The sequence below is a fragment of the Natronospira proteinivora genome (genome assembly GCF_024170465.1).
Classification (GTDB): domain Bacteria; phylum Pseudomonadota; class Gammaproteobacteria; order Natronospirales; family Natronospiraceae; genus Natronospira; species Natronospira proteinivora.
This window is the reverse complement of sequence record NZ_JALJYF010000001.1, coordinates 509,481-528,102: the sequence shown is the minus strand read 5'-3', so window position 1 is coordinate 528,102 and position 18,622 is coordinate 509,481. Positions and strand designations below refer to the sequence as shown.

Below are 18,622 nucleotides of genomic sequence, written 5' to 3'. Positions count from 1 at the left end.
GCCGAAGCCCTTAGGCCACGGACTCGTCGTCCATGCCCACGTTATTCTTCTCAAGGACCCGGTCGGCGCGATAGCTGGAACGGACCAGGGGACCAGAAACCACTTCCAGAAAGCCCTTGGCCAAGCCCCACTCGCGGTATTTCTTGAAATCCGCCGGCGGGACAAAACGCTCCACCGGCAGATGGTTGGCGGTGGGCTGCAGATACTGGCCAAAGGTGACGATATCCACGCCCACGGCCCGCAGATCCTCCATGGCCTGATCGATTTCTTCCTCGGTCTCGCCCAGGCCCAACATGAGGCTGGTCTTGGTGAGCACCTTGGGATTGTATTGCTTGGCATGGGCCAGCATGTCCAGGGTCTGACGATAGCCGGCCCGGCGGTCCCGAACCGGATGCGTCAGGCGCTCGACGGTCTCCACATTCTGGGCAAAGACCTCGATGCCGGAATCCACCACCGTTTCCACGTCATGCTTGCGGCCCTGGAAGTCCGGCGTCAGGGCCTCCACGGCGGTTTTGGGGTTGATCTTTTTGATCTCCCGGACACAATCGGCGTAGTGCTGGGCACCGCCGTCATCCAGATCATCCCGGTCCACGGAGGTCAGAACCACGTATTTGAGGTCCATGATCTTGACCGAACGGGCGGCATTGGCAGGCTCTTCCGGGTCCAGCCAGCCGCGGGGATTGCCGGTATCCACCGAACAGAAGCGACAGGCCCGGGTGCAGACATCCCCCATGAGCATGATGGTGGCGGTGCCGTTGTTCCAGCACTCACCCACATTCGGACACTTGGATTCCTCGCAGACCGTGGCCAGGCGATTTTCCTTCACGTTGCGGCGCACTTCCTGGTATTTTTCACCGCCCGGAATCCGGGCACGCAGCCAGCTGGGTTTGCCACCCCGGGGCAGAGGCTTGCTTTCCTTGCGCGCCTTCATGCCGTCCTTGATCGCGGTAAAGCCCTGTGGTTTACGGACTTTTTCACCACTGCGAACAATCGGGATGCCCTTGAAATCGCTCATGGGGAGCTCCAATAGCGTCTTGATGATTTTGCGGGACTCGTATTTTCTCATTCACAGCGGTAACTTGCCACCCACATGATCGTTCCTATCCTGCTACTACTATTCCTTGCCATCGCCTATCTGCCTAGCTGGTGGGTCAGACGAGTGATGGCGCGTCACCATGAACCGAAGGAGCGCTACCCCGGCACCGGAGCCGAACTGATCCACCACCTCTCCGAGCGGCTGGGCCTGGAGGCTCTGAAAGTCGAACGGACCGGGCCCGGCCAGGACCACTACGACCCAAGCTCCGCCACCATTCGATTGAGCCCGGACAACCATGACGGCCGCTCCCTGACCGCAATCACTGTAGCCGCCCATGAACTGGGCCATGCCATTCAGCATGCGGACGGCATGGCTTTGTTTCAGTGGCGTCAGCGCCTGGTTCGCCTGGCCCAGCCCTTTCAACGCCTCGGCGTCGGCCTGATCATGGTGGCCCCCATCCTCGCCATGCTACTTCGTAGCCCGGGTATCATGCTTTGGGGCGTGGTGGCGGGCCTGGGATGCATGCTGATTCTGGCGCTTACCCACTTGATCACCCTCCCGGTAGAAGTGGATGCCAGCTTCGGGCGGGCACTCCCCCTGCTGGAAAAAGGTGACTACCTTCATCCGGAGGACCAGTCGTCCGCGCGACAAATCCTCCAGGCGGCAGCATTGACCTACGTTGCCCAGTCGCTCGGGGCCCTGCTCAACTTGGGTATCTGGCTGAGAATCCTGCGTCCGTGAGCCCCTAAACGGAAGGGCTTGCATTGCCCTTGCCATACACCCACCATCTGTTATGAGATAGCACTCTAATGGTCATAATGAGAGGACGCCGATGGACCCCAGCCAAAAGCCCCGGGATCTGGTTCCGAAGGACGGCAAAAACCGTCACCTGTCGGCGCCCAAGCAAGGTGACCTGACGCCGGAGACAGCCGACAAGACCTTACGTCCCAGCCGCAAGCGTGCCGAGGGAGAAAGCGAAGACCCCATCAGCAAGGGCCGTGGCAGCTTTGAGATCTTCCTCTACGGCATCATGCTGCTGTTCGTGGTGGGGTATCAGCTGTTCAATTACATGGACCGTGAAAGTGATGGCCGCTTAACCGAAGCCCCCCGGGTGGTGGCGGTGGAAGTGGATGACCGGGTGGAGGACGCCCGGTATGAACGATCGGGTGATCGGGTGGAACAACCGGATTGCCCATCAGGTCGTCCAGTGATTGAGGTGGAAATCGAAGAGATTCAGGGGCAGGTATTCGGTGATCCGAACCTGGAAACCGACAGTATCAACGGAGAATGGCTGATCCGTGTCCAAAGTCTGCCTCTAGGCGGTGCCCGCATCACTGCCCGGGCGACCATCGACTGCGAGGAATCCCCATGAAACCCTCCCTGCCTGGTCTGAGCGTTGCGTTGGTCATGGCCTTGATGCTGACAGCCTGCGAACTGGGCGTATCCTGGAGCGGCAGTGAAAAGGCCAATGCCCAACTGATCTTCGAATCGCTCGAAGATGCCCGGCGAGCCGCCGATGCGGCCAATCAGCTACCCGCGGATTGGGACCCCGACGGCGACGCTGTAGCCCCTGTAATCGATGCGCTGGACGATGCCCTTATCAAGGCAAGCCAGGTCCAGAATACGGTGCTGACCAAGGCACACCCTGATTTAGGTAGTCGTTTCCGGCTGGACTATATGCGCTCACTCAGGGGCCTGCGAAGCTATTACCAAACCGGTGAAATCGAAGGGAGGGAGGACCCCAGGGAGACACTGGCGGAATTTACCGACTGGTTTTACTCCAATCAGCATGAATTCCGTTGGTGGCGGGGTTATCGCAGTGATGTGGGCCTGGAATAGACACCAGGCCCACCATTCAGACTTGCTTCAGAAGTATTTACCCAGGCGAGTGTGCCAATCGAAGTATTTGCGGCTGCCCTTGAACCAGGGGCAGACCCGCCCCTGTAGCCGGACCAGAATGGACTTCAGATCCTTACTGTCCACCCGTGCCTTGGTAACGGCCACACGCTCATCAATCACCGTTACATAGTTTCGCCGATAGAGTTCCTCACAACCCAGCTTGCAAATCGGCATGGCAATGTTTTGATAATCCAGGCGATCTTCCGTGGTGCAGTGCCAGCGATCCTTGATATGGGCCGCAATTAGAAACTGGGTGGGATACTTGTTGCCGCAAATACCACACTCTTCCACCACCTTGCCCCGGAAAAGCTGATCCCGGAGAAAACCATCCTCCTTTCTCAGGCGGCTCCAGCCTTTCGTGTCCAGCGGACGGGTGCGGTCGATCTCCTGAACAATCTCCTTGTACTCATCCTCGCTGACGATGGGAAAGTAGACATGGCTTTCCAGCTGATAGCCATACACCACCGGCGCCGAGACGTCTTCCAGGTGTACCTGGAAGCCCGGCCACGGGTAAGTCTCCTCCAACCCCATCATGCGATTGATCGTACTGCAGGGAATAAATTGATCCTTGACCTCGTCCACGAAATAAACGCACTCGGGGGTATGGCCGCGCTCATCGTCGCCCCAAAGTTCCCGGGCCAAATCCGGATTTTTCACCAGATAGGTGACAATCCCGGAAAGAAAGACCATGTCATCGCGCATGAACAGAACCACATCGCCGCGCTGGAGCTTTTCCCATTCGGCCTTCTGCTCGCCTTCCTTGCCCTGCTTGACCGCTCCCACCCGAGCCATGTCACCGGGATAGATGTTGGCCAGCTCTTCGGCAATACCCGTTCCGCGAATGGATTCAAGCTCCGACAGAACCACTGGGTTCAGTAGCGTCTTTTCCAGATTCTCTCGGGAATCGGAATCGGCAGCGGACTGGAATGCGATTTTGGTCATTTGGAAGAGTTCCTGTATTCGGTGGAACAAGCGGATTCAGAAAAGGCCAAACGGCGCCGACGGCGCACCGTGGTGCCGTTCTTGATAATGCATGGTGTTCCAAGAGTCTCTATTATACCCGTCAAGATAGCTGACTCCACAGCCCCCTGCCCCAATGAGGGCATATTTTAGCCATAAGGAGGTCCTATGACCCTGAGATTGCTCCCCCTTGCTGCATCCATCGGCATCGCCCTGTCAGCCTGCGGCGGGGCCCCGCCAACCCAGAGTGAGGATGCCATTGCCCCGGTTCAAGCACCCGGTCAGGCCTTCTGGTCCGCCATTCAACCCCATTGCGGCCAAGCCTACGAGGGTCAACTGGTATCTGGACGGGAGGGAGATGACGGCTTCAGGGATCAAACCGTGATTGTGCATATCAAACATTGTGAAGACAGCCGCTTGCTGATCCCCTTGCATGTGGGGGATGACCATTCCCGCACCTGGGTGCTGGAGCGCCACGCCTGGGGGGTTAGTCTCAAGCATGAGCACCGCGACCCTGACGGTTCGCCACAAACGGTATCCCGCTACGGTGGGCTGGCACGCCCCCCGGCCGACGGATACACCCTGAGATTCCCGGTGGATGATGAAACTCTCGCCATGCTACCCAATAGTGTGGGCGGGTTCTGGACCCTCTCGACGGAGGACGATACGCTCCACTATCAGGTAGAGCGTGAAGGTCGGGAAGGCGTGTTCCATCTTACCTTTGACCTGAGTGAGTCAGTAGAGCCCCCCGAAGCCCCCTGGGGTTGGGACGCAATTCGCTAGGCCAAGGCTCTCCTCACCCCCCAAAAAAAAGCGGAGCCCATCAGGCTCCGCTTTATTTCTGCCACTCGGACTATCCCTGACGCTTAGGGCGTGGCTCCACCGATATCGTAATAGGTGGGTGCCCCCGGCCCCACCGGCATACCCAGCAAGAATACCCAGATAAAGAACAGGCAGATCCAGGTAATCAGGAAGAAAATACTGAATGGCAACATCATGGCAATGATGGTGCCGATACCGGTATTGCGGTCGTATTTCACCATGAAGGCCATGATAAGCCCGAAGTAACTCATCATCGGCGTGATGATATTGGTGGTGGAGTCGCCAATCCGGTAAGCGGCCTGAATCACTTCGGGGCTGTAGCCAATGAGCATCAGCATGGGCACGAAAATAGGTGCGGTGACGGCCCATTGGGCGGACGCACTGCCCAGGCTGAGATTCACCATGCCGCACATCAGGATAAAGAACAGGAAGACCAACGGCCCGGTGAGACCGATATTCTGAAGGCCATTGGCGCCCAACACCGCCAGAATCCGGCCCAGATTGGTTTCCCCGAAGATGGAGACAAACTGGGCGGCAAAAAAGACCAGCACGATATACAGCCCGAGGGTACTCATGGCACTGGCCATGGCATTGACCACATCCTGGTCATTGCGCATCTCCCCGGTGACCACGCCGAACACCACCCCGGGCACCAGGAAGAAGATGAAGATCAGCGCCACAATCCCGTTGAGGAAGGGAGAATGGGCCACTTCGCCGGTTTCCGGATGCCGCAGCACCCCCCATTCGGGCACCACCGACAGGGCAAAGAGGAAAATCATGCCCAACGCCGCGATCCCGGCCCATTTCATGCCCCGGCGCTCGGTGTCGGAAATGGGATCCAGGCTGGTCTCGTCGCTTAGGTCCTCGGAGGCCACCGAGGGGTCATAGCTACCCAGCTTCGGCTCCACAATCTTGGTAGTGACAAAGGTCCCCACCGCCGTGATCACGAAGGTGGAGATAATCATGAAGAAATAGTTGGCGGTGGCATCCACCCGGTAGCTGGGATCAATGAGCTGGGCGGCTTCCTGCGTAATACCGGCCAGCAAGGGATCGATGGTGCCCAACAGCAGATTGGCGCTGTAACCACCGGAGACACCCGCAAAGGCGGCCGCCATACCCGCCAGGGGATGCCGCCCCAGGCCCAGAAAGATCAGCCCGGCCAAGGGAATGAGCACCACATAGCCCATCTCCGAGGCGGTATTGGAAATAATCCCGGAGAACACCAGGGCCGCCACGATCAGCTTCGGCGGGGCCTTGATAACGATGGAGCGAATCACTGCGCTCAGCAAGCCGGACTTGTCGGCCACCCCAACCCCCAGCAGGGCCACCAGCACCACGCCCAGGGGCGCAAAGCCGACAAAGTTGGAAACCAGGTTCTCCACCAACCAGCGCAGGCCGTCCCCGTTCAGGAGGCTGTTGGTGCGGATTTCCCCGTCCTCACCGGGTCGCGGATCCTGCACAGACAGGTCAAAGAAGCCCGCCACGCCGCTGATGAAAATCATGATCACGCAGAGGATGGCGAACAGGGTCACCGGGTGGGGTAGCAGATTGCCCAGCCACTCCACGGTATCCAGAAAGCGGGTAAACCAGCCCCGCTCCTCCATGCGTTGACGGGACGGCTCGGGGGAATCACTGCCTTGCTTGCTCATGGGGCCTTTTCCGCGCTTTGGACCAAAAGCGGGATGCTACCGGCGGGGGCCCTTCTCGGCAAGCGCTGCCCCGCTGGTCGGGATTGGGTCGGGCGGTTAGAATGGAATGCAAAGGGCGTCCGACGCCAAGCGGATTCCTGAACTGTTCCGACGCCTGGAAAAAGGAGATAACAATGAGCAACTGGCGCGAGAAGCTGAAACAGGTAATCCAGAAGGAAATGAGCACACCGCCGGAGATGTCCCATGCTTCTGTGGAGAAGGCTCGCCGGGACATCTCCCGCTTCATCAGTCGCACGGCCCTGCCCGCGCTTGAGGCCCTGAAAGGCGAGCTGGAGCAGTATGATCGCCGCTGCGAGATTGAGCGCCGCGACTATCAGGTGAGCATGACTGTCTATCACGGGGACCGGGAGGAATTTTCCTATGTGGTCCGCGGCCGCGCCTACCACCGCATGTTCTTTGCCTTCCCGGAATTCGGCGACCCGGGTAAGGATACCCGAATTGGCCGGGCGGAAATCACCCTCAACCGGGAAGGGCCAGCGGGTCAGGACGCCGCCACCCTGAGCATGGATGACATTATCCGGGACTTCATCAAGGAATATGCCCACTGGCTGGGCAAGACCAGCGAATAAGGCTGTCGTTCCAGGCGGGCCCCGCCTGGGACGACAGCCTTATCCCGGGCTAGGTGAGAATCGTCCACAAGGCCGCAATCACTTCCTCTGCCTGATCCTTGCTCATGCCGGGGAACATGGGCAGTGACAGGCAGCGCTCCGAGACCCGCTCGGTGACCGGCAGGGAAATCGACGCGTATTCATCCCCGCAAACCGCCTGGCGATGCAGGGGAATGGGGTAATAGATAGCCGAAGCGATTCCCTTCTCCTGAAGTGCCTCCCGCACCTTGTCCCGCTGATCCAGCTGAACCGTGTACTGGCCGTAGACAGCGTAACAACCCTCGGGAACAGCAGGCGTCTGGAGCGGCAATCCGTCCAGGCCCTGATCATAAATCGCGGCAATATCTCGGCGGGACTGGTTAAAATCCTCAAGATGACGGAGCTTGACCCGTAATGCCGCCGCCTGCACTTCGTCGAGACGGCTATTAAAGCCCACGCAATGGTGGTGATACCGCTCACGGCTGCCGTGATTGCGCAGTACTCGGGCCTGTTCATCCAACACCGCATCCGCCGTGGTAATCAGCCCGCCATCTCCATAGCCACCCAGGTTCTTGGTGGGGAAGAAGCTAAAACAGCCGGCATGGCCGAAGGCTCCCACCGGCTTGTCCTTGAAGCGGGCACCAAAGGCCTGAGCACAATCCTCAATGACCTTCAGATCATGCCGTTGGGCCACCGACATGATCTGGTCCATGTCACAGGCCAGGCCGAAGAGGTGGACCGGCATGATGGCTCGTGTCCGCTCGGTGACGGCCGCTTCAATGGTGGATTCATCCAGGTTCATGCTGTCTTCGCGGATATCCACGAAAACAGGCTTGGCCCCGCAATAGAAAATGGCTTCAACCCCGGCAATAAAGGAAAAGGCCGAAGTAATCACCTCGTCCCCGGGCCCGATGCCGGCAGCCAGCAGGGCCAGGTGCAATGCATCGGTACCGGAAGCCACGCCAATACCATGGGACAGATCATGGAAGCGGGCGGCTTCCTCCTCGAAGGCCTGCACATTGGGACCAAGAATAAATTGGCCACTATCCAGAACCGCGCGGGTCTGGGCATGGACTTCATCCGCCACCTGGGCGTGCTGGGGTTTAGGGTCGAAAAGCGGAACCATCAGGACTCCTTGCTGGAATCGGATTTCCCCTTGACCAGGGAGCTTCGGGAAAACACGGTTTCCCGGGTCTCGGGGTGCTCATCATGGGTGACATGGCTCTGGTAGCCATCCCCATTCTTAACCCTGGTAATGGACAGGGGCTCCATGGGGGCCTGATCCGGACGCACCACCTCCATGATCCGGTGGGCGGTTGCCAGGGCCGCCAGGCCATCCTCGCCACTCACCACTGGTGCATTGCCTTGCCGAACAGCAGACAGAAAGGCATCTACCTCGGTTCGCAGTATATCGGCATTGTCACAACGCAATTCTTCCACCGCGATACCGTCATCCCCCCCTTCCCGGCGGTGCTGCATCACCAGATCCTTGCTGTGCAGATCCAGCACGGTATAGGCGTTCTGCTGGAACAGGTGCAAGGTCCGCTGGGGCTGAGTGCTGGCCCGGCTAGCCGTCAGATTAGCCACCGCACCACTTTCAAAATGCAAAACGGCGTTGACCAGATCCAGGGTGTCAGAGAAAACCGAGACCCCCTTGGCTTCCACCCGGGTGACCGGTGAACGGGTGAGTGCCAGTACCAGATCGATATCATGGATCATCAAATCCAACACCACGCTCACATCCACATTCCGCTTGGGAAAAGGAGTGAGTCGATGGGATTCAATATAATCGGGGGCGCGCAGGTTCTCCGGCAAGGCCTGAAAGGCGGGATTAAAGCGCTCCAGATGCCCTACCTGCAATACCAGGCCCTTCTCCCGGGCCAGTTCAATCAGCTCTTTGGCCTCGTCCTCCGATTCGGTAATGGGTTTTTCCACCAACACATGAATGCCGGCTTCAAGCAGGTCTCGGGCCACCTGATAATGACCATTGGCCGGAACCACTACACTGACCACGTCCACCTTGCCGATCAGATCCCGGTGGTCACTTAAATATGGGACTTCATACTCGGTAGCGGCCCGCTCGCCATGATCTGGATTATGATCGGATACTGCCACCAGCTCGCACCCCGGCAGAGTGGCGTATTTCTCGGCGTGGAAGGAGCCGTAATAGCCCACCCCCACCACGGCGGCTTTCAGTACTTTTTGACTGCTTTCACTCATGCCTGCTCCGGCCCGGTTTGTGCTGCATACCCAAACCTCGGCATTATACGCGACTGATTGATCAGAGACATGGGGTTGGGAGGAGCCAGGCTGTCATGTGGGATCGACGTAGGCTGGGACTGTTTATTGGGCCGCTACTGGCCGCACTTGCCTTTCTGCTGGCCCACCGTCAGGGCCTACCCATAGAGGCCTGCTGGACCGCCGCCATAACGGCGCTCTGCGCCAGCTGGTGGATAAGTGAGGCCCTGCCCATTCCGGCCACCTCCCTGATTCCCTTCGCCGCCTTTCCCCTGCTGGGTGTCCTCCCCCATGGAGAGGTGGCCGGTGCCTACGGGCATACCCTCATTATTTTGCTCCTGGGCGGTTTCATCCTGTCCACCGCCATGGAGAAGAATGATGCCCACCGGCGCCTGGCCCTGGGCATGGTCAATGCCGTGGGGGGCCGTGGCGGACCTCGACTGGTGCTGGGCTTCATGCTGGCCAGTGGCCTGTTGAGCATGTGGATATCCAACACTGCCACTCTGTTGATGCTGTTACCGGTGGTGCTGGCCGTGCTCAAATCCAGCGAGGAGAAAGGTCTGGCCACCCCCCTGTTGCTGGGAACCGCCTGGTCGGCCAGCGTGGGCGGCCTTGGTACCCCCATCGGAACACCGCCCAATGTGATCTTCATGGGGGTCTATAGCGAGATCACCGGCCGGGAGATTTCTTTCCTGGAGTGGATGAGGCTGGGCGTGCCCCTGTCCATCACGCTGATCCTCACCACCTGGGTTTACCTTACCTGGCGCATGGGGCCTGGCCGGAACGTGGAGATTCCTCACCTGGGCGCCTGGACCATCGCCGAACGTCGAGTGATGGTGGTATTTGCCCTGGCGGCATTAGCCTGGATGACCCGATCCGCCCCCCTGGGCGGCTGGTCCGCCTGGCTGCCCGGTGATGGTTATGCGGGAGATGCCACCGTCGCCCTGTCCGCGGTGTTGGCCTGTTTTCTGATACCGGACGGGCGCGGTGGTCGCCTGCTGGACTGGTCCACCGCAGAAAAGATCCCCTGGGGATTGCTGATCCTGTTTGGTGGCGGGATTGCCATCGCCATGGCTTTTGAAAGCAGCGGACTGAGCACCAGCCTGGGCGAAGCCCTGGCGAACTATACCCATTGGCCCCTGCTCGCCCTGATTTTCGGCATCTGTATCCTGATCACCTTTATGACCGAAACCACTTCCAATACCGCCACGGCGACCCTGATGATGCCCATTCTCGGGGCCACCGCCCTGGCCTCCGGACTGGAACCGGCCCTGCTGATGATTCCGGCCGCCATGAGTGCCAGCTGCGCCTTTATGCTGCCAGTGGCAACGGCCCCCAATGCGGTGGTTTTCGGCACCCGCCGCATCCCCATCCAGGTGATGGCCCGACGCGGCTTCGGTCTCAATTTCATTGCCGCCGGACTGATCACGGCATTCTGCGCCGTGTTACTGCCTTACATACTCTGAGAAGACAAACATCGCCATGCCATATCAATTGGACGCTGAACAGGAAAAGATTCTCAAAGCGCTTCATGAGCAGGTGCTCAAAGCCCTGACGGAGGAGAATCTTTCCGATGTGGAGGCCTTGGCGCAACTGGCCCGAGATTACCGCTCATACCAACGGATGGGACACCCGCCGAACCGAGCTCGGAAACTGGCCGAGCAGATCGCCTTTCAGCAACGCTGGTATCTGGATGATGAACGATTGCAGGAACTGGGGCTGGCGGTTACCGGCATATTAGCGGAGATCTACGAAAAGCGTTTGGGTCTTTAAGGCAGCCACGGTGGCAGACGCCGGCTCAACCCCCTGACTCACAGCCGGCCCCGACCTCCGACGGCTCAGTCCGGCCAATAATAGACCACCGTAGCCGCCAATGCGGCCCACAACGCGGCCTGGGCGTACCAACGCCAGGCAGAATCCTTGACCTGGGACCACAAACCCGCCGCTGCCAGCAGCGTCAAACCGAAGAAGATGCCGCTATGTCCCAGAAGAAGCGGGATGTCCCGGCTAATGTAGTCGTATTCCGCGTTCAACCAATAGAGCAAGACCACCACCAACAGGCCCACGAAAATGGAAAAGCAGGAGCCCAGGATAATACCGGTCAAAACGGCAAGCGGACGCATGAAAAACCCTCAATTGGATCGGCTGTGTGATTTGAAATAGCGGCGAAGCAGCTGCGCATTATCCGACTTCCTCGCCCCGCTGCCAAGCCGGCCCTGGCGCGGAGCTGAAAAGCCAAGGAACTCGAAATCCCCGTCAGGTTCCAATATGCTGGGAACAATGGAAAACATTGCTTCACGCACACAGGACGGGAGTCCCACGTTGATGCTGACCTTTACGCGATTTTTTGCAACCCTCATTGCTTTAGGCCTTCTCACCCTTTCCGCCACCCCGGTTGCATTCGCCGAGAGCAGTGGCTCGGAGGCTAAAGAACGCCCCTGCTCCATCCATGACATGGATGACGCCGACAATGGCAACGGGGCGCCGCTGGAGCCCAGTGACCGGCAGCTGTTCCTGGATCGCCTGATTGCAGGGCTGCTGGAACGGCATCATCTGGACACCCACGAATTCGATGCCGAAATGGCCGAGGAGGTTTTCGATAATTTCCTCGACAACCTGGACCCGGGCCGCCATTACCTGCTGGCGGAGGATGTGGAAGCATTTCGTGAGCGTCATCGCGAATTGGTAGCCAATAGTGATGGTCACGGCACCGGTGAGCGAATCAAACTGGCTTTCGAAACCTTCCAGCGATTCCGTGAGCGGGGCGAGGACAGAATTCGCTTTGCCCAGTCCTACCTGGATGAGAAGCCTGACCTGGAAGGGGAGGATGAACTGGCCGTCGACCGGGAAGACGCACCCTGGGCGAAAGACGAGGCCGAACTGGACACCCTCTGGGAAAAACGGGTCACCAATGATGTGATCGGCCTGATCATGGCTGAACGTGATTGGGATGATGCCCGGGAAACCCTGCTTCGTCGTTACGACAACCTGCGCCGCAATATCAGTCACAGTGACCGTAACGAGGTATTCGAACTTTTCATTAATGCCCATGCCAATGCCCTGGACCCGCATACAGCTTATTTCTCCCCCCGCAATGTGGAGGAATTCGAGATTCGCATGAGTCTCAGCCTGGAGGGTATTGGTGCGGCTCTGCAGTCGGATGATGAATACATCACCATCACCGAGATTCTGCCCGGCGGGCCGGCGGACCAGGACGGTACTCTCCGGCCTCAAGACCGGATTACCGGCGTCGCCGCCCATGAGGATTGCGACATGGAAGACATCGTCGGCTGGCGGGTCGATGATGCCGTCCAGCTGATTCGAGGCCCGGAAGGCAGCAAGGTTCGGCTGCGCTACCTGCCGGGTGACGCTGTCCCGGGGGATCCGGAAAAGACCATCGAATTGGTTCGCAGTGAGGTCCAGTTGGAGGAACAGGCCGCCAAGAAAGAGATCAAGGATGTGACACTGGGCGATCAGAGCTACCGGGTGGGCGTGATCCAGATCCCCACTTTTTATATGGACTTCCAGGGGCGCCGGGAAGGCCGGGAGGATTACCGCAGTACCACCCGCGATGTTCGTCGACTTCTCGGTGAACTACAGGAGGAAGGTGTGGACGCGGTCCTGGTGGACCTGCGCAACAACGGTGGCGGCTCCCTGATCGAAGCCACCGAGTTGGCGGGTGTTTTCCTGGACGGCGGCCCGGTGGTGCAAATGCTGGACACCCAGGGTGAACTGGAAGTGGCTGAAGGCCCCGATAACGGCGCCGAATGGGATGGCCCCCTGGGGGTCATGGTCAACCGCTTCAGCGCTTCAGCCTCGGAAATCTTCGCCGGGGCCATTCAGGACTATGGTCGCGGGGTCATCATTGGCTCCCCCACCTATGGCAAAGGGACCATTCAGAATCTACTGGACCTGGACCGCTGGTTCTCCGAGGACGACGATGTGGGTCAGCTGAAATTCACCATCGGCAAGTTCTACCGGGTTAGCGGCGGCAGCATGCAGCATCGTGGGGTCATCCCCGATCTGGAATTGCCGTCTGCTATTTCCCTGGAGGATTTTGGTGAAAGCACCAAACCCAATGCCCTGGCCTGGGATGAAATCGCCAGCCTGGAATATGACGGTGACCCCCTGCCCCGCTCCCTGGTCGAGCAATTGACCGAGATGCACAGTGAGCGGGTCAGTGAGGATCTGGATTTCAACAATCTTCTGGATGATATTCGCCGTTACCGTGAAGTCCAGGAGCGCCGTACCCTGTCGCTCAACCTGGATAAGCGCCGGGAGTCACAGGAGGATGCTCGTGAACGCCGACTGGCCCAGGAAAATGTGCGTCGGGCAGCCCGGGGGGAAGCTGCCCTGAGTGAGCTGGATGGCGATGAGGAAGCTACGGGCGACCCAGACATCCTGCTCACCGAGAGTGCCCGGATCCTGGCCGACTTTGCCGCCCTGCTCCCGGAGTACGCGGATCATGAAAGTCGCTTCTCGGCCCGCCGGGAAGATCGCTAACCCAAGGATCGAATGCGCATCAAAAAAGGCCGCCCTTGGGGCGGCCTTTTTTGTATCCAGCATCGTTGAGTCATTTTTATCAGCGCATGGCTTCTCGTAGATCCCAGAGATCCATGTCCAATACGTTGACCGGCAAGGGCGCAGCATCGCCCACCACCTCACCCCCTTCCTGGGAAATGCTCGGCTGAATATCATCCAGGCAACGCAAGTCCGGCACTGTTTGCCCCTCGCGGCTGTAAACCGCCTTCTTGGCCAAAAAGCGGGCCCGGCGACGTACCTTGCCGGAGCGGTCCTTATCCGACCGCCAACGACCTTCCACCTCCCGAATCTGCCTCATGATGGTCAGGCATTCCTCGGGGGGGCCGAAATGAGCCTCATGCACCGGCTTGATACGGGCACCACGGGCCATATCGGCAAGATTATCCTTTCGAAATCGCAGGTAGAGATACTGGGCTAGGGCAATGGCCGCCAGATTCACCCGACGACGTCCCTCCAGACTCAAACCGGCATAGGGTGGCGCTTCCCGCATCCGGACTTCATTGATGTGCTCACGGGTGTCATTGATCTGTTGCTGGATGGGCTTGAGCTCATCGGAAAGCGATGAGACCACCGCCTCCAGCCGTTTTCGCTTGAAGTAATGCCAGATGCGCTGGGACCGGTGGAGTTCCTCCTGCTTCTTGCGGCGCCGTTCATTCAGAAGCTGATACTCTTCCTGAACATCGCTCAAGGTCCGCTCCAAACGCCCCAGCTCATCCGCCTGGGCCTGACGGAAGCGCTCAAGATGGAAATAACGCTCCTCTTCCTCCATATTGCCGGCCAGCTCTTCAACCAGCTTGACCAACTCCCGGTGGCAGGCAAACCAGATTTCCCGCAGCTGGTAGTAGACGATGGCATTCTGGGCACGGTTGGGGTCCCGCAGCATATCTTCCAGGGCGGCCAGAGTCTGGCGATCAGACTGGCTGCTATCTTCCAGCACCGTCAGCTGTTTGCGCAGCACGGATTCCCGTTCCCGGCATGCACCAAGCTCTTCCTCCAGCTGTTCACTGCGTCGTCTTTCCGCCGTCAGCTGGGGATTGCTTGGCGCCTGGATTCGGCGTTCCTCGGGAACCTTGCGCTGAAACCAAGACCCGACCCAGGGCAAACTGCTCAACCAATCCCGCATCCGCTCATTCCTTGTGAGGTCCTCTCAATGTTCCATTATCGTACGGGAATTGGGAATTACCAACCTATCCCATCACGATCTCTTCCGTCTCACCCAAGGCATGGCCTTTATCCAGGCAGAACTCCAGCCATTTGTGAAACATCTGATTGCGCGCCCAGCGCTCACGGATCTCTTCGCCACCCGGCGTGATCCAGGGACGCAATAACTGATGCTGATGGTATTCGCAGCAGGAGGTGACTTCCGCCATTCGGGCATCGTGATAGACCCGGACAATCACATCCGGATCCGGCAGCCACTGGCGCTCCTGCTCAAACCAGTAGGTCAGGCGCAGGGTACTGGTATAGCGGCAGCGCTCCAGGCACTCCAGGTGCAGATCCATATCCCCGTCCACTCGCGAGCGGTCATAGTCCGGAACCCGGGCCAGGGGCTTAATCAGCATCCCCAATCTGCGATAATTGGCCTCATACAGGCTCATTAGCCCGGCGAAGCTACGGCGCGGGATGAGCTTGATACCCTGCTTGTCGTTTTCGATGATCATGGGGTCAATATACCACAGGCCAAAATCGCAATATCACGGGGAGAATCCTTTGTCTTTCAAGGAAGTAGACACCATCGCATTCGATGACCAGAAGCCGGGTACCGCGGGCCTGAGAAAATCAGTCAAGCGCTTTCAAACACCCCATTACCTGGAAAACTTTGTCCAATCCGTCTTTGATGCCGTCCCGGCACTCAAGGGCGACACTCTGGTATTGGGGGGAGACGGCCGTTTCTACAACCGGGAGGCGGCCGCCAGCATTATCCGCATGGCCCATGCCAATGGCGTACAGAGAGTAGTGGTCGGTCAAGGTGCTCTTCTCTCCACTCCCGCCGCCGCCCACCTCATCGCCCAGGAGCAAGCCACCGGCGGTTTTCTACTGACCGCCAGCCACAACCCGGGTGGTCCTGATGGCGATTTCGGCATCAAGTTCAATGTGGCCGGTGGTGGTCAGGCCTCCGCCGAACTCACCGATCGCATCCATGCCATCAGCCAGGCCATTGAGCGCTACTGGATCAGTGAGCTATCCCTGCCCTCCCTGGACGAGACCGGGCAACATGAAATCGATGGCATGGTCCTGGACGTGGTGGACCCGGTCAGCGCCCATGCCGATCTGCTGGAGGCCCAGTTTGATTTTCCCCGGATTCGCCAATGGCTTTCCGAAAAGCCGGAACGATTTGTTTTTGACGCCCTGCACGCGATCACCGGCCCCTATGCCCGGGAAATTTTTTGCCGACGCCTGGGTGCGCCGATGGCCTCGGTACTCAATAGCCAGCCCAAAGACGACTTTGGCGGGGGCCACCCGGACCCCAATCCCCATGATGCAGCGGGTTTCGTGCAAGGCTTCCGCAAGACCTCTGGTGCCGAATTGGGCGCGGCCTCCGACGGTGACGGGGACCGCAACATGATCCTGGGCCCCCATCGCATGGTCTCCCCCTGTGACAGCCTAGCCGTGATCGCGGCCAATCATGACTGCATCCCGGCGCTGGCCGGCAATCTCAAGGGTGTTGCCCGATCCATGCCCACCAGCCGGGCCCTGGATGAGGTGGCCCGGTCCCTGGAGATTCCCTGTCATGAGACCCCCACCGGCTGGCGCTTCTTCGCCAGTCTGCTGGAGGGCGGACATATCCGCCTTTGTGGAGAAGAGAGCTTCGGCACCAGCAGCGATCATGTCCGCGAGAAGGACGGCCTGTGGGCCGTGCTGGCCTGGATGCAGATGATGGCGGCTCGGGGTCTGTCCGTGGACGAGCTCCTGGAAGCCCATTGGCGCCGCTTTGGACGGCATTATTTCGTCCGCCATGATTTTGCCCTGAACAGTGAACAGGGCGAGGCAGTTATCCAGTACCTGGGCAAACAGGCCGACCAAGGCCATCCTGACACCGAATCTCCCGGCCACCTTATGGACCGCTTCCACTACACCGACCCGGTGAGCGGCCACCGGGTGGAGAACCAGGGCATCCGGCTGTCTTGCCCGGACGGGGCCCGGGTGGTATTCCGTCTTTCCGGCACGGGGACGAAAGGCGCTACACTGAGGATCTACCTGGAACAGCCTGTGCCCGCCGACGGTGACTGGCGCCGCGACCGCCAAACCGTGCTGGCACCTCTGGCGCAAAAGGCGGCAGAAGTGGCCGGCCTGAAATCGCTTGCCGGACGCGAGACAGCCGATGTAATTATTTGATAGAGTATTAGCCATTACTAATTGACTCACTGGGCGTCATGGCAAGATGCCCAGTGTCTGATGGGAGAAGATGCCATGGAACTTGATCCGGTCTTCCTGTCACGTATTCAGTTCGCCTTTGTGGTGAGCTTCCACGCCATTTTCCCGGTCTTTACCATCGGCCTTGCCGCTTTCATCGCCTCCCTGGAAGCCCTGCTTTATCGCACTGGCAATCCGGTCTACGAGGAACTATCCCGCTTCTGGACCAAGGTCTTCGCCGTGGTCTTCGGCATGGGCGTGGTCTCGGGCATCGTCATGGCCTTCCAGTTCGGTACCAACTGGAGCGTCTTTTCCTATGCCACCGCCAATTTCCTGGGCCCTGTCCTCAGTTACGAGGTAGTCACGGCCTTTTTCCTGGAGGCAGTCTTTCTGGGGGTATTACTGTTCGGTCGTAACAAGGTACCGCGCGGAACCCATTTGTTCGCAGCCTGCATGGTAGCCATCGGAACCTTCATCTCCTCCTTCTGGATCCTCTCCGCCAACAGCTGGATGCAAACCCCGGCGGGTGTGGAAGTGCAGGACGGTATCTTCCAGATGACTTCCTGGCTGGAGGCCATCTTCAATCCCTCCTTCGGCTGGCGTTTTGCCCATTTCGCCCTGGCGGCCTTCCTCACTGCCGGTTTTGTGGTCCTGGGCATCTCCGCCTGGTACCTGCGCCAGGGCAAGGCACTCACTTCCAGCCGCAAGGCGCTGACCATGACCGTGGTGCTGATGGCCCTGATCGCTCCGACCCAGCTGGTGGTGGGGGACTTCCATGGCCTGGATACTTTCGAACATCAACCCGAGAAAGTCGCCGCCATGGAGGGGGTTTGGGAAACCCAGGAAGGCGCTCCTCTGCTGCTGTTCGCCATTCCCAGCCAGACCGAAGAACGCAATTATCTGGAGGTGGGCATTCCCAAGGGCGCCAGCCTGATCCTCACCCAAGAACTGGATGGCGAGGTCCCGGGACTCAAGGAATGGGCGCCGGAGGACCGGCCCCATGTGCCCACGGTGTTCTGGAGCTTCCGAATCATGGTGGGACTGGGTTTGCTGATGATCATTGCGGCCGTGGCCGGGCTGGTTCAATTGCTCAGGGGCAAGCTGTTTCAGTCCAACCGCCTGCTGAGACTCTATACCTGGATGATTCCGGCACCCTTCATTGCCGTGCTGGCAGGCTGGTTCGTCACCGAGGTGGGCCGCCAACCCTGGCTGGTCCACGGCATGATGCGCGTGGAGGATGGGGTAACTCCCTCTCTGACCGGTGGAATGGCCCTGTTCACCCTGGTGGGTTTCGTACTGGTCTACTCGGTGGTGTTCATCGCTGGCGTGTACTACCTGTCACGGGTCATGAAGGCGGGACCGGAGTCGTTCACGCAGAAAGACGAGGACGAAGGTACAGCCAAGCGGCCTTTCTCGAATGTACACACCAGCCTGGACGATGCGCCCCGACGCTAATACCCCGGGGCCTCTGGCAG

Annotated in this window: 18 protein-coding genes; 10 read left to right on the top strand and 8 right to left on the bottom strand. The window is 59.3% G+C overall.

Annotation, left to right across the window (positions count from 1 at the left end):
• Positions 1-10: 10 nt before the first annotated feature.
• Positions 11-1,015, bottom strand: coding sequence for a lipoyl synthase (lipA, locus tag J2T60_RS02480; RefSeq protein WP_253444963.1), 1,005 nt, complete (start codon positions 1,013-1,015; stop codon positions 11-13).
• A gap of 75 nt (positions 1,016-1,090) precedes the next feature.
• Between lipA and J2T60_RS02475 the strand changes: the two genes are divergently transcribed.
• The 3 genes from J2T60_RS02475 (at position 1,091) to J2T60_RS02465 (ending at position 2,875) form a co-directional block, all read left to right on the top strand.
• Complete coding sequence (locus tag J2T60_RS02475) at positions 1,091-1,777, top strand: zinc metallopeptidase (protein WP_253444960.1); 687 nt, start codon at positions 1,091-1,093, stop codon at positions 1,775-1,777.
• A 91-nt stretch (positions 1,778-1,868) separates the two neighbouring features.
• The gene (locus J2T60_RS02470; RefSeq protein ID WP_253444956.1) at positions 1,869-2,408 is read left to right on the top strand and encodes a hypothetical protein; all 540 of its coding nucleotides are present in this window, start codon (positions 1,869-1,871) and stop codon (positions 2,406-2,408) included.
• Positions 2,405-2,875, top strand: coding sequence for a hypothetical protein (locus J2T60_RS02465; RefSeq protein WP_253444953.1), 471 nt, complete (start codon positions 2,405-2,407; stop codon positions 2,873-2,875). The genes J2T60_RS02470 and J2T60_RS02465 overlap by 4 nt, the downstream gene beginning before the upstream one ends.
• Before the next feature lie 27 nt (positions 2,876-2,902).
• Here J2T60_RS02465 and J2T60_RS02460 read toward each other — a convergent pair whose 3' ends face one another.
• Positions 2,903-3,877 (bottom strand): hypothetical protein, encoded by a 975-nt coding sequence (locus J2T60_RS02460; protein WP_253444950.1) that lies wholly within the window; start codon positions 3,875-3,877, stop codon positions 2,903-2,905.
• A 186-nt stretch (positions 3,878-4,063) separates the two neighbouring features.
• Between J2T60_RS02460 and J2T60_RS02455 the strand changes: the two genes are divergently transcribed.
• Positions 4,064-4,678 (top strand): hypothetical protein, encoded by a 615-nt coding sequence (locus J2T60_RS02455; protein ID WP_253444947.1) that lies wholly within the window; start codon positions 4,064-4,066, stop codon positions 4,676-4,678.
• Positions 4,679-4,761: 83 nt separating this feature from the next.
• Here J2T60_RS02455 and J2T60_RS02450 read toward each other — a convergent pair whose 3' ends face one another.
• Positions 4,762-6,366: an AbgT family transporter gene (locus J2T60_RS02450; protein ID WP_301288295.1), complete on the bottom strand. Its 1,605-nt coding sequence runs from the start codon at positions 6,364-6,366 to the stop codon at positions 4,762-4,764.
• A gap of 173 nt (positions 6,367-6,539) precedes the next feature.
• Here J2T60_RS02450 and J2T60_RS02445 point away from each other — a divergent pair, with 173 nt between their 5' ends.
• Complete coding sequence (locus J2T60_RS02445) at positions 6,540-6,995, top strand: hypothetical protein (protein ID WP_253444944.1); 456 nt, start codon at positions 6,540-6,542, stop codon at positions 6,993-6,995.
• A gap of 49 nt (positions 6,996-7,044) precedes the next feature.
• Here J2T60_RS02445 and J2T60_RS02440 read toward each other — a convergent pair whose 3' ends face one another.
• Together J2T60_RS02440 and J2T60_RS02435 are read right to left on the bottom strand one after the other, a co-directional pair.
• The gene (locus J2T60_RS02440) at positions 7,045-8,139 is read right to left on the bottom strand and encodes a DegT/DnrJ/EryC1/StrS family aminotransferase (RefSeq protein ID WP_253444940.1); all 1,095 of its coding nucleotides are present in this window, start codon (positions 8,137-8,139) and stop codon (positions 7,045-7,047) included.
• On the bottom strand, positions 8,139-9,233 hold the full coding sequence (locus J2T60_RS02435) for a Gfo/Idh/MocA family protein (protein ID WP_253444937.1): 1,095 nt from the start codon (positions 9,231-9,233) through the stop codon (positions 8,139-8,141). Before J2T60_RS02435 ends, J2T60_RS02440 begins: the two co-directional genes overlap by 1 nt.
• Before the next feature lie 95 nt (positions 9,234-9,328).
• Between J2T60_RS02435 and J2T60_RS02430 the strand changes: the two genes are divergently transcribed.
• Entirely contained in the window at positions 9,329-10,717 is a 1,389-nt protein-coding gene (locus tag J2T60_RS02430) for an SLC13 family permease (protein ID WP_253444936.1), read from the top strand.
• A gap of 16 nt (positions 10,718-10,733) precedes the next feature.
• A complete protein-coding gene (locus tag J2T60_RS02425; RefSeq protein ID WP_253444933.1) occupies positions 10,734-11,024 on the top strand; it encodes a hypothetical protein in 291 nt (96 codons plus the stop codon).
• Between the two features lie 65 nt (positions 11,025-11,089).
• Here J2T60_RS02425 and J2T60_RS02420 read toward each other — a convergent pair whose 3' ends face one another.
• Positions 11,090-11,374 carry a hypothetical protein gene (locus tag J2T60_RS02420; protein WP_253444931.1) on the bottom strand — a complete coding sequence of 95 codons (285 nt, stop codon included), beginning with the start codon at positions 11,372-11,374 and terminating at the stop codon, positions 11,090-11,092.
• Between the two features lie 202 nt (positions 11,375-11,576).
• On the opposite strand from J2T60_RS02420, the gene J2T60_RS02415 reads away from it, so the two are divergent.
• Positions 11,577-13,754, top strand: coding sequence for a carboxy terminal-processing peptidase (locus J2T60_RS02415; RefSeq protein WP_253444928.1), 2,178 nt, complete (start codon positions 11,577-11,579; stop codon positions 13,752-13,754).
• A 79-nt stretch (positions 13,755-13,833) separates the two neighbouring features.
• Here the strand turns inward: J2T60_RS02415 and J2T60_RS02410 are convergent, their stop codons facing one another.
• Both J2T60_RS02410 and J2T60_RS02405 read right to left on the bottom strand, forming a co-directional pair.
• A complete protein-coding gene (locus J2T60_RS02410; RefSeq protein ID WP_253444925.1) occupies positions 13,834-14,916 on the bottom strand; it encodes a hypothetical protein in 1,083 nt (360 codons plus the stop codon).
• Positions 14,917-14,980: 64 nt separating this feature from the next.
• The gene (locus J2T60_RS02405; protein WP_253444922.1) at positions 14,981-15,454 is read right to left on the bottom strand and encodes a DUF1249 domain-containing protein; all 474 of its coding nucleotides are present in this window, start codon (positions 15,452-15,454) and stop codon (positions 14,981-14,983) included.
• A gap of 49 nt (positions 15,455-15,503) precedes the next feature.
• Between J2T60_RS02405 and J2T60_RS02400 the strand changes: the two genes are divergently transcribed.
• Positions 15,504-17,129: an alpha-D-glucose phosphate-specific phosphoglucomutase gene (locus tag J2T60_RS02400; protein WP_253444919.1), complete on the top strand. Its 1,626-nt coding sequence runs from the start codon at positions 15,504-15,506 to the stop codon at positions 17,127-17,129.
• Between the two features lie 75 nt (positions 17,130-17,204).
• Positions 17,205-18,602 (top strand): cytochrome ubiquinol oxidase subunit I, encoded by a 1,398-nt coding sequence (locus J2T60_RS02395; RefSeq protein WP_253444916.1) that lies wholly within the window; start codon positions 17,205-17,207, stop codon positions 18,600-18,602.
• The last annotated feature ends 20 nt before the right edge of the window (positions 18,603-18,622 follow it).

Coding starts and splice junctions, on each gene's coding strand:
- J2T60_RS02425 (WP_253444933.1), top strand. CDS start 10,734: ATGCCATATCAATTGGACGCTGAACAGGAAAAGATTCTCAAAGCGCTT.
- J2T60_RS02415 (WP_253444928.1), top strand. CDS start 11,577: ATGCTGACCTTTACGCGATTTTTTGCAACCCTCATTGCTTTAGGCCTT.
- J2T60_RS02445 (WP_253444944.1), top strand. CDS start 6,540: ATGAGCAACTGGCGCGAGAAGCTGAAACAGGTAATCCAGAAGGAAATG.
- J2T60_RS02465 (WP_253444953.1), top strand. CDS start 2,405: ATGAAACCCTCCCTGCCTGGTCTGAGCGTTGCGTTGGTCATGGCCTTG.
- J2T60_RS02395 (WP_253444916.1), top strand. CDS start 17,205: ATGGAACTTGATCCGGTCTTCCTGTCACGTATTCAGTTCGCCTTTGTG.
- J2T60_RS02410 (WP_253444925.1), bottom strand. CDS start 14,916: ATGCGGGATTGGTTGAGCAGTTTGCCCTGGGTCGGGTCTTGGTTTCAG.
- J2T60_RS02435 (WP_253444937.1), bottom strand. CDS start 9,233: ATGAGTGAAAGCAGTCAAAAAGTACTGAAAGCCGCCGTGGTGGGGGTG.
- J2T60_RS02450 (WP_301288295.1), bottom strand. CDS start 6,366: ATGAGCAAGCAAGGCAGTGATTCCCCCGAGCCGTCCCGTCAACGCATG.
- J2T60_RS02430 (WP_253444936.1), top strand. CDS start 9,329: ATGTGGGATCGACGTAGGCTGGGACTGTTTATTGGGCCGCTACTGGCC.
- lipA (WP_253444963.1), bottom strand. CDS start 1,015: ATGAGCGATTTCAAGGGCATCCCGATTGTTCGCAGTGGTGAAAAAGTC.
- J2T60_RS02460 (WP_253444950.1), bottom strand. CDS start 3,877: ATGACCAAAATCGCATTCCAGTCCGCTGCCGATTCCGATTCCCGAGAG.
- J2T60_RS02405 (WP_253444922.1), bottom strand. CDS start 15,454: ATGATCATCGAAAACGACAAGCAGGGTATCAAGCTCATCCCGCGCCGT.
- J2T60_RS02440 (WP_253444940.1), bottom strand. CDS start 8,139: ATGGTTCCGCTTTTCGACCCTAAACCCCAGCACGCCCAGGTGGCGGAT.
- J2T60_RS02475 (WP_253444960.1), top strand. CDS start 1,091: ATGATCGTTCCTATCCTGCTACTACTATTCCTTGCCATCGCCTATCTG.
- J2T60_RS02420 (WP_253444931.1), bottom strand. CDS start 11,374: ATGCGTCCGCTTGCCGTTTTGACCGGTATTATCCTGGGCTCCTGCTTT.
- J2T60_RS02470 (WP_253444956.1), top strand. CDS start 1,869: ATGGACCCCAGCCAAAAGCCCCGGGATCTGGTTCCGAAGGACGGCAAA.
- J2T60_RS02455 (WP_253444947.1), top strand. CDS start 4,064: ATGACCCTGAGATTGCTCCCCCTTGCTGCATCCATCGGCATCGCCCTG.